General features: G+C 33.1%; 8 protein-coding genes. 7 read left to right on the top strand and 1 reads right to left on the bottom strand.

Annotated elements, in window-relative coordinates:
• From BLP55_RS15955 to BLP55_RS15940, 4 genes are all read left to right on the top strand, one after another.
• Positions 1-281, top strand: a 281-nt coding sequence (locus BLP55_RS15955; RefSeq protein WP_139149782.1) for an integrase core domain-containing protein, incomplete at its 5' end; no start/stop codon positions are given.
• Between the two features lie 45 nt (positions 282-326).
• Positions 327-1,004 (top strand): hypothetical protein, encoded by a 678-nt coding sequence (locus BLP55_RS15950; RefSeq protein WP_091147140.1) that lies wholly within the window; start codon positions 327-329, stop codon positions 1,002-1,004.
• 149 nt (positions 1,005-1,153) lie between these two features.
• Complete coding sequence (locus tag BLP55_RS15945; RefSeq protein ID WP_091147137.1) at positions 1,154-1,624, top strand: hypothetical protein; 471 nt, start codon at positions 1,154-1,156, stop codon at positions 1,622-1,624.
• Positions 1,625-1,773: 149 nt separating this feature from the next.
• Complete coding sequence (locus BLP55_RS15940; protein ID WP_091147133.1) at positions 1,774-2,361, top strand: hypothetical protein; 588 nt, start codon at positions 1,774-1,776, stop codon at positions 2,359-2,361.
• A 26-nt stretch (positions 2,362-2,387) separates the two neighbouring features.
• Here the strand turns inward: BLP55_RS15940 and BLP55_RS15935 are convergent, their stop codons facing one another.
• Entirely contained in the window at positions 2,388-3,095 is a 708-nt protein-coding gene (locus BLP55_RS15935; protein WP_091147130.1) for a hypothetical protein, read from the bottom strand.
• A gap of 448 nt (positions 3,096-3,543) precedes the next feature.
• On the opposite strand from BLP55_RS15935, the gene BLP55_RS15930 reads away from it, so the two are divergent.
• The 3 genes from BLP55_RS15930 (at position 3,544) to BLP55_RS15920 (ending at position 6,987) form a co-directional block, all read left to right on the top strand.
• Positions 3,544-4,983, top strand: coding sequence for a reverse transcriptase domain-containing protein (locus tag BLP55_RS15930; protein ID WP_244503482.1), 1,440 nt, complete (start codon positions 3,544-3,546; stop codon positions 4,981-4,983).
• A 175-nt stretch (positions 4,984-5,158) separates the two neighbouring features.
• On the top strand, positions 5,159-6,421 hold the full coding sequence (locus BLP55_RS15925) for a PDDEXK-like family protein (RefSeq protein WP_139149781.1): 1,263 nt from the start codon (positions 5,159-5,161) through the stop codon (positions 6,419-6,421).
• A gap of 167 nt (positions 6,422-6,588) precedes the next feature.
• The gene (locus BLP55_RS15920; RefSeq protein WP_139149779.1) at positions 6,589-6,987 is read left to right on the top strand and encodes a hypothetical protein; all 399 of its coding nucleotides are present in this window, start codon (positions 6,589-6,591) and stop codon (positions 6,985-6,987) included.
• Positions 6,988-7,534 lie beyond the last annotated feature (547 nt).

The following is a 7,534-nucleotide window of genomic DNA, read 5'->3' as shown; positions in this document are numbered from 1 at the left end:
CCGAATTCACCGAATTTGCAGAAAAGAACGGACTTTTGCTTAGCACGACACAGCAATATGATCCATACGAAAATGCGGTCGCCGAACGGATTAACGGAATCCTGAAATATGAGTTTGGTTTTAAAAGAACTTTACCTAATTTAGTCACTGCTCAAAAGATGATCAAACAGGCCGTAAACATCTACAATCAACAACGGAGACATTGCAGCCTGGAAATGCAGACACCCGAGTTCGCTCACCAAAATCAAAAACACATTTATAAAAAATACAGCCTGAATTGATAACCAAAATGGTCAACTTATTTCAGGACAAGACAAAACACAACAATGAAGTACATATTAATATTATATGCCTCTTTAAGTTTCGGTCAAGAAGAAATAATCTCTGAAAATTCAGATTTTCTTCGGACGGAAGTGATCAACACAACTATAGATGATGTTCTACAGAACCCATCAAAATTTGATAATAAAATTATTAAGTTGGATGGCTATCTAGATACACAGTTTGAAGGAATGAGAATCTATGCAGACAGTTCTTCATATGATTTATACGATACAAAACGTTCAATATATTTGCGAATGACTTCTTTTACCCCTTGTGGCGCAACGAGAAAAAAATTTGCTACCCTGACTGGGAAATTTAATCTCATTAGGGATAAATATTTAGAAATAAAGTTATATGAAGCACAAATTCATAAAACGCTGCTAACTGACGGTTCAAAAGGTTTTCTTCAAGAAATTTTAAATCTAAAAGAATCTATTATAAATGATAAACTTATCAATCAAAATAAACTTAAAGGATTTATGTGCTTTACCGATTTAGATTTTAATAAGGTTAATGGTATATATCGCCCTACTTTAAGCGATTTTGAGAAGCTAAAGGAATGGTATAATGAAAATAAATTTAATATTTCCTCTTACAGTTATCATCGATCGATTAATTTAATTGACAAAAACGGAATGCGAAGTAAAGAAGGTTGCTTCGATTATTGGTACAGCAACTAACCGCGCATTTACTCAAAGCGCTCGTTTTCGGTAGCCGGAAGTTGTTGTTTCACGAATAAAGTTTATCTTCGGCAGAGACAACTCAGTTCGCTGGCGCCGCGTTTGCGCAAATGCGCCTAACGTTGTGCGAAAGCTAAAGAATCGAAATCATGAAACATCCAATTATAATTATTATCATTCTTCTGACATTTTTTTCTTGTAACGAAAAAAAATCAAATAGCATTCAAAAAGAATACGAAACTGTACAAGAAACTGCAGCCGAAGCCGCGAAGAAATTTAAGCCAAATAAAAATCTCATAGATTTCAAAATTGGAAAAGGTTTAAGCGAAGATGAAGTATCTAAACTCCAAGAAGAACAGCTTGCATATCTTAATTCAGAACAATTCAATCCTAAAACAGATACAATAAACTACAAGAAAGACGAAATCTACATATCGTATTTGACTTTTCTTCCTTCAGGTCCGGAATATCGTGGAGACTTTAAAATAGAAAATGATTCTTTAATTTTAGAAATTGTCCCATTTACAGATGTAGTTTTATCAGAACAGTTCGCTGATCGAATAGTTTTTAAAATAGCAAATCCGAGCAATAAAAAATTCAAAGTTAAAAAAGGAATATAACGCCTTCGCACAACCGCGCATTTACTCAAAGCGCTCGTTTTCGGTAGCCGGAAGTTGTTGTTTCACGTAGAAAGTTTTATCTTGGCAGAGGCAACTCAGTTCGCTGGCGCCGCGTTTGCGCAAATGCGCCTAACGTTGGCTGTAATGTTATGAAGACCTATCTAAAAATCGCGTTTATCATAGTTTTGCTTTTGCAATTAAGTTGCACAAAGCAAAATTCTTCTTTGGATGGCAAAACATTAGTTGGATATGAATTGATGACTAATTATGCTGATCCGGCAATGCCGAAATATAAATGGTTCTACAAAACAAACTTATTCTTTAAAAAAGATAGTGTCTATATTGAACAATCACCTGTTTCAATATACGAAACTGACACACTTTACTCAGCAAGCGACGGCGGTTTTTATAAATATGAAGGAACTTGGAAAAATAGAAATGGATTTATAATTAAAGTCATTGAAACTGGTTGTGATTATTGTCCATACAAAGTCAAAACTGATGAAAAAGGTAATAATATAAAATATGTGACCGAGAAAATTTACAAAGGCCAAGAAATGGAAAACGGATTGATCTTAAATGGAGTTAAATTTTTAATAACCAACACTACAGCCAACCGCCGTTTCAAGCCATTGCGGAGTTTTGAGTTGCCGGAAGTTGTAGTTTCACGAAGAAAGATTATCTTCGGCAGAGAGAACTCAGTCCGCTTTGATCCGCAACGGCGTGAAGCGGCCTAACGTTAGGCAGCATTTTAGCGATTCGGTTACAACAAAGGCTTTGAAGGAAAAGGGTTAATATCTGTAAAGAACTCCATTGGCAAATAAACGTCACTAAATTTTTGTTTAAAAGGGTTAAACCATTTTACCTTTACAATATTGGCAGAAAGTATTTTTTTAGATTTTCCTTTTTTAGCCGGATTTTCGGCAGTAAATCCACAAATAACAAAATCTGGGGTTGCATAATTAACAACATATTGAACAATCTTTTTTTTCTTTTCGAGTTTTGCAGTTCTTTGTTTATCGTCGAGGACGATTTTGTTTGAAGTCCGCTTCTTAAAAACCTCCAATTTTTTTGTTTTAAAGTAAAGAATTTTCCCGTACTCGTAGCTCGGCATAAGTGGATAATTATTAACTTCTTCGATAAGGTCGATGTGGTTATCACTTTCTGAGTTAGTCCGTAGTAGTGCGATCTTCAAATTTACGAAACTCTCAAGCATCATCTCATAAATAGCAGAGTCGACGAACTCGCTTTTATTATCATCAAAATAAGTACATATATATTTAATTTTTTCTGCAATAATATAGCCGTTGTCGAGAGCGATAGTTTTAGATTCATCCTCAAAATGAACTTCCTTAACGATGAGTATTGGTGGAGTATATTTTCCATCACCTTTTATAAAAAAATCATGAAACAAGGGATGAGTTTTTAATGAAACAATATCACCTACTTTAAATTTATTAATTTCTTGCATTGAAGATATTTATTTGGGTAAATTTAATACTTTTGTGCCGGAAGTAAGAAGTTCTTAGTTAAAGAAATAAGACATTTGTTGAACTAATGTAAACTTGTGTTTCAGTTAATTCAGACCTTAGGGGATAAATAAAATATGTGAATTAGGGAATGTGTAAACACTTGCAATAATATTGTTTCAAACGTTCTCCTCAATATTATTTCAAGTGTGGCTTGGACAACGTCCTGCCAATTTGCCGTCATAGCGCTATGACGACAAACGGCAGTGATTGTTACCAAAGTTAGTAATTCGGTTGTAATATCTATCATGGTCATTGCTAATTGATTTGCTACAGCTAACGTAAACGATCAGCGGGAGTCGAGAATTCGGCTAACGGTTCAATCTGTAAGATGTACGTTTTATTTCGCTATAAAATCCGCGCGAGAACTTCTTAACTTTCAATTTTATCATGAAACAAAAAGATTGGTTTAAAGATCGTGGTTATCCTCATTTTACTAATAGAACGAATATCCGTTTTCGAGGAAAGGTCAAAAACTATATTTTAAATTCTGAAAATATCGCTAAACATTCTTTCTACCCACTAATATATAAGGAAATTATTCAACGTCGCTATAAACTCTCGAAGCGAAATGGCAAGGTATCAAGGTCTCATACAGAAGTGAAAGATGACAAAATTGTATCTAGTAAAAAAGTTCGAAAAATTCTTTATGCAACTCATCTTGATGCACATATCTATTCATATTACACAAGAAAATTACAGGCTGAATACGAGCGCTACATTTCACAAAATGAAAGTTTGTCTAGTTCGATAACAGCGTATCGTAAAATACCAGTAGCGAATAAATCAAAGTTTAAAAACAATGTTCACTTCGCTTCAGATGTTTTCGAAGAAATAAAAAAACGTGACGACTGTGTCGTATTAGCATTTGACATTGAGAATTTTTTTCCGTCACTTGACCACAAACTGTTAAAACGTATTTGGACGAAAGTATTAAATCTTAAAGCCTTACCACCTGACTATTACAATATATATAAGGCCGTAACGAACTTTTCATATGTTAGACTAGAAGATTTGAAACCTAAACCATCTCATTTTGACGAAAAGGAATTTGCTAAACTTAAAAAAAATGGAAAAAATTCATTCTTCAGTAGTAGTAGAGAACTTTTCGATTCGGGAATCACTATTTATAAAAATCAAAAATTAAATGGCTCGAAAGAAGTTGTAGGGATACCGCAAGGATTACCAATTAGCGCTTTACTTGCTAATATTTACATGATTCCATTTGACGAATCGATTATTAAAACACTTTACGAGAATCACAAAGTTTTTTATAGGCGGTATTCGGATGACATCGTTATTGTTTGTGACAAAAGTGATATGGAAGATATTAAGTTATTTGTTGACAATCATATCAAAAAAATTAACCTGTCCATATCTATTCCAAAAACTGAAATAACTTTTTTTGAAAAAATAGATGGAAAGTTAGTTTGCTATCAAATCGTTGGCGGCGTAAAAAAACTCAATCGCCCACTAAACTATTTAGGATTTGAGTTCTATGGTTACCAAACACTCTTGAAGTCAAAAAACATCGCTGCTTTCTATAGAGATATGAAAGCGAGCATAAAACGAAAAGCTAAACGCATTCAAGCAGTTAGAGAGAGGACACTCACAGACAATCCGGCAATTTTCAAACGGAAAATTTTTAGGCTTTATTCCTTTAAAGGTGTAAAACCAAGATTAATTAAAAATCGAAAGTATAGAGGTAATTATGTGCGCTACGTTTATAAGGCTGCTGAAGAAATGAACTCTCCAGAAATCAAAAGACAAATAAGAAATCATTGGAATATTTTACAAAAAACCATCAAGAAATATTACCCGAAAAATTAAATTAAAAAAACGCCGCCTAACAGCCGGTAAGCAAAATTGCCGGGTTTTCGGTAGCCGGAAGTTGTGGTTTCACGAAGAAACATTATCTTCGGCAGAGCGAACTCAGTCCGCTTTGGTCGGCAACTTCGCTTACCGGCGAAACGTTATAGGCAAGGCTCAAAAAAATCGCATAAATATGGAAGAAAATCTTACAATCGACGAAATAAGGGATGAAATTATAAAATTCAAAAATGACACAGATTTTCAAAAGTTAGAGAGTTTTTATTACTCAAAATCATTTTCAGAAATTTTAGGAGTTAGCAGACGTGAAATTAGTCACAGCAAATTTTTAGCGTGGTTACTTGGAAATCTAGAAAGCCATAATTTAGGAGAATTTCCAATTAAAAAATTTTTAGACATCTTACTAAAATTTAGTAGTTCTAATTTGAAATACAAATATAGCGAGCTATATAATTCGTTTGTTACAGAAGATTATCTTATAGAAAAAGTTTCAGTAAAACCCGAATATTCAATTCAAAAAGTTGGAAGAATTGACATATATATTGAGTTGACACTTTTAATTTCAAACAAAATTAGAAATATAAAAATAGTCATTGAAAACAAAGTTGAAAGCAAAGAAAACAACGATCAAACAAACAACTATTTTAGACATTTTAATCTTTTAGAAACGGAAGATAATATTGTCATTTATGTTTATTTGACTCCAATTTCTACTTTAGATTTATTAAACCTAATAGAACCAGAATGTAATTGCAAAGAGTTTATTCAAATTAATTATCAATCAATTGTTGATTATTTAATTGAGCCAGCTTTAAATCAAAATATTTCTGCGAGAACTCAAAATATTTTAACTGAATATCTTAAATCACTTAGTCAACCGTCAATTGTAGACGAAACTGACGAAACTAAAAAAGAATTGATTATGGCTCTTGGCAATGAAGAACGTAAACTTTTATCAAGCTTTTGGGAAAAAAATCAAAAACTGATTATGGCTGCTTTGTATGCTATAAGTTCAGATCCAGAGCAAGAAGATAATACAAGGAAAAATATTAAAAAAGCATTAGACAGTTTGACTACAGATAGAGATAGAAGTCGATACAACATAAAATATAACGGTCAAGTATTTGTCAATAATATCCAAAAATCTGACATAGGATTACAAACTGTAAAGCTACTTGAAGCAAATAGATTAATCAATGATCAAATTATTGAATATCTAAAGCAAGATAAAAGTTCAAGTTTGAGCTTAATAAAAAAACGCGAAGAGTTTACTGACACGGAAAGAAAATACAGAAAATACAAAATAAATGGACAACCTGAGCTGATTTTTAATAATGAAAATTATTTTGTTGTCAGAAATTGGGGTGTTAGCAATATTGAAACTTTTATGAACAAATTTTCAGATAAGTTTCCAGGGATTGAGTACGAAAAAAATTAAACTCAAAGCCCAGCCTATAACCGCCGTTTCAAGCCATTGCGGGGTTTTCGGTAGCCGGAAGTTGTGGTTTCACGAATAAAGTTTATCTTCGACAGAGAGAACTCAGTCCGCTTTGATCCGCAACGGCGTGAAGCGGCCTAACGTTGGCTGCAATAATCAGAGACCATATGGAAAAATCAACGAAACAAAATCATCTGTGGCTTAAAAATCATTTTGATTGGAAAAATGCTCCACGCCCTTTAAAGGTTAACGCATTTCTTCCAGAAGGAATTTTTGATAGATATATTGGGATTCTTCCAAAAGTAGGAATAATTGAAGAATTCCCATTTGATGAATTTATTAGTGATGCAAGAACTGAAGGAGAAATTTCTGTAAACCGTAAAATATGGAATGACTTTCCGCAAAGTTTCAGAGAAACAGATGAAGGTTTTGTTGAAATTTCTTCAAGGCAACTACTGGCTAAATTCAATATTCCTCATCATGGCTATAAAAATGATTATTTGTTACCTAATAACACAAGAGCCATTAGATTTTTAGAGAATAAAACAAAAGATTTACTTTCATAAGTTTTAGAAAAACTTCCTGAAAATGTAAATTTAAATTTATATTGGGAAGATCACTATCGCTATGAAATTGATAATGAACTATTCACAATTTCGACAACTGATTTTTTAGAGAACTTACATGAAACTAGATATGATTCAACTATGTTTCTTTTTCCTGATAGCCTAAATTGGTGCTTCATCAATATTGAGGATGTAGGTTTTAATATTTTAGCATTTAAAAATGAAGTTTCAAGCAATATGAAATTTTTGGAATCGATTGAACATTTCGAATTGGTTTTAGATGATGAATTATTTGATTAAGATTACTGCAGCCAACCGCCGCGAGCCGCAATAGCTGGTTTTCGGTAAGTTGAGCTTTCATCTTCACGAAGAAAGTCTTATCTTGGCAGAGAGAACTCAATCCGCTTTTCCGCTACTTCGGCTCGCGGCCTAACGTTATGCTCGCGCCCTGCCTTCCACATACCACAGCATCCGTCAACTATCATGATTCGAAAAGGATCTTAAGAATTTACTCCTTCCCTATTTTCTATAATCTATTTTCTCTTTT

Origin of the sequence: Flavobacterium caeni, assembly GCF_900101895.1 — a bacterium.
Taxonomy (GTDB): Bacteria; Bacteroidota; Bacteroidia; order Flavobacteriales; family Flavobacteriaceae; genus Flavobacterium; species Flavobacterium caeni.
Note: the sequence above shows the minus strand (reverse complement) of the source record. Positions and strands in the feature narration are given on the sequence as shown.

Coding starts and splice junctions, on each gene's coding strand:
- BLP55_RS15950 (WP_091147140.1), top strand. CDS start 327: ATGAAGTACATATTAATATTATATGCCTCTTTAAGTTTCGGTCAAGAA.
- BLP55_RS15930 (WP_244503482.1), top strand. CDS start 3,544: ATGAAACAAAAAGATTGGTTTAAAGATCGTGGTTATCCTCATTTTACT.
- BLP55_RS15935 (WP_091147130.1), bottom strand. CDS start 3,095: ATGCAAGAAATTAATAAATTTAAAGTAGGTGATATTGTTTCATTAAAA.
- BLP55_RS15940 (WP_091147133.1), top strand. CDS start 1,774: ATGAAGACCTATCTAAAAATCGCGTTTATCATAGTTTTGCTTTTGCAA.
- BLP55_RS15945 (WP_091147137.1), top strand. CDS start 1,154: ATGAAACATCCAATTATAATTATTATCATTCTTCTGACATTTTTTTCT.
- BLP55_RS15925 (WP_139149781.1), top strand. CDS start 5,159: ATGGAAGAAAATCTTACAATCGACGAAATAAGGGATGAAATTATAAAA.
- BLP55_RS15920 (WP_139149779.1), top strand. CDS start 6,589: ATGGAAAAATCAACGAAACAAAATCATCTGTGGCTTAAAAATCATTTT.